Source organism: Bartonella sp. AP57NXGY (genome assembly GCF_042195805.1).
Classification (GTDB): Bacteria; Pseudomonadota; Alphaproteobacteria; order Rhizobiales; family Rhizobiaceae; genus Bartonella.
The window spans coordinates 1-1,575 of the sequence record NZ_JBHIOZ010000111.1 but is presented as its reverse complement, the minus strand read 5'-3'; the positions used below and the strand labels follow the sequence as shown (position 1 = coordinate 1,575).

The following is a 1,575-nucleotide window of genomic DNA, read 5'->3' as shown; positions in this document are numbered from 1 at the left end:
CTATCAAGCCAAGAGCGAAGCCGAAAAAGCCAAGGAAGTAGCCGATAGAGCGAAAAGGACAGCAGAAGAAGCCAAAACAACCGCCGATACAATGAAGAAAGAGCTTAGTGGTATCAAGAGTTCTCTGGAAACAGCGACAACAGCTCATACAGTAGCTTCACAGGCAAAAGCGCTAGCGGAAGAGGTAAACAATTTACTGAAACAGTCCAATTTAACGGTTTTTTCAATTTCCACACCGTTTCTTGTAGCGACAGGCAAAGCGCAATTAACCGTGAAAAAAGGAACACGCATAACTTTGGCATTAGGCAATGATACTTTGGTTGCAAGTTATACGGTAGATACAAGAATAAGCGTTCCTTCTCTTTCGGCGGGGAAGGATTATTATGTTTATTTGGTTTCTGATGGAGGACAGTCTCATAAATTTGTTTTATCAGAAAACTCTACGTATCCAAGGGATTACACAGTGAGTAATTCGCGAAAGATAGGAGGGTTTCATACGCTCTGTGCGGATGTTGGTACGATTTCCGGTCACCCCTTGTCTGGTTATAGGGCAGGGGATATTTTACCCAATTCAGTTTGGTGTCTCAATCACCGCCCTTATAGTTCACCAGAGGGAATGGTCTACGACCCCTCTACAGATCTTTGGGTTGATATTTATCTTCAATCAGGGACGGGTGAAAATACGAAATCAATGTATCGTACCAATATAACAACAAACCGTAATTATACCGAACATGTAACAGATATGGCGCGTGTTAAAAAATCTTTACTGAGTGATGAAGCGTTTGCTTCTGCTATGTATGGAAGCAATGAAAAGACACATATTGTTGGCAAGAAAGAACCAACCTCTAAGGTTTCAGGTGGATATAAGGATACGGCGAATCGTCGAATGATCTCGCATATCGGTTGTGAGGATGGTTGCGGTTATGTTTGGCAATTTTTATCGGGCACGTTTCCTATACCCATAAGCCGTACGCAAAATACGTTTGAAATGAGAGCATTGTTAGGGGGTGGTAGCTGGAGTAATACAACGGATAATGGGCGTTTTACTCGAGCCGCCATGATCGTCAATGGTGGAAATGAACAAGTTGCGGCGCGTGGATGTAGCCATACGCGTCATTTTGTTTAGGAGGGAGAGATGATAGAATATCCAGAACATTTAAATAGCAAAGAAGATTATCTGAACATGCTTTCTTTTGACAAAGTTGAAACAGTAAGAAGGCTAGGGAATCTTTTAACAACACGTTTTTATTGGGTTTTTGTTAAAGAGCTTGGAGAGGGAGAAGAGGGGATTGAAGATGACACGCATAAGGTTTGTCGAACAACAGAAATACCGTTTGATTCAAATGGTGATTTTGTCGAAAAGCGTTGTCAGTATGAATTACAGGAAAGTGAATATGCGCCGCTCTTTCAGCTTGGCTTTGGTGTTGACGAAGTCGAGCAACTGATCAAAGAGCATAGCCAATAGAGATCATAAGAAAACATTTTTATGCCGCCTCACTTTTGTGGGGCTTTTTTTATGGAGCGTCAGATGAGAAAGATATCGAAAGAAGGATTAGAGCTTATCAAACAATG

General features: G+C 41.7%; 1 protein-coding gene and 1 pseudogene. Both read left to right on the top strand.

Going from position 1 to position 1,575, the window contains the following annotated elements; translation table 11 throughout:
- Positions 1-1,129: pseudogene (locus ACFIL8_RS08020) on the top strand (hypothetical protein); the annotation flags it as partial.
- 9 nt (positions 1,130-1,138) lie between these two features.
- Positions 1,139-1,468, top strand: coding sequence for a hypothetical protein (locus tag ACFIL8_RS08015; protein ID WP_375681583.1), 330 nt, complete (start codon positions 1,139-1,141; stop codon positions 1,466-1,468).
- Positions 1,469-1,575 lie beyond the last annotated feature (107 nt).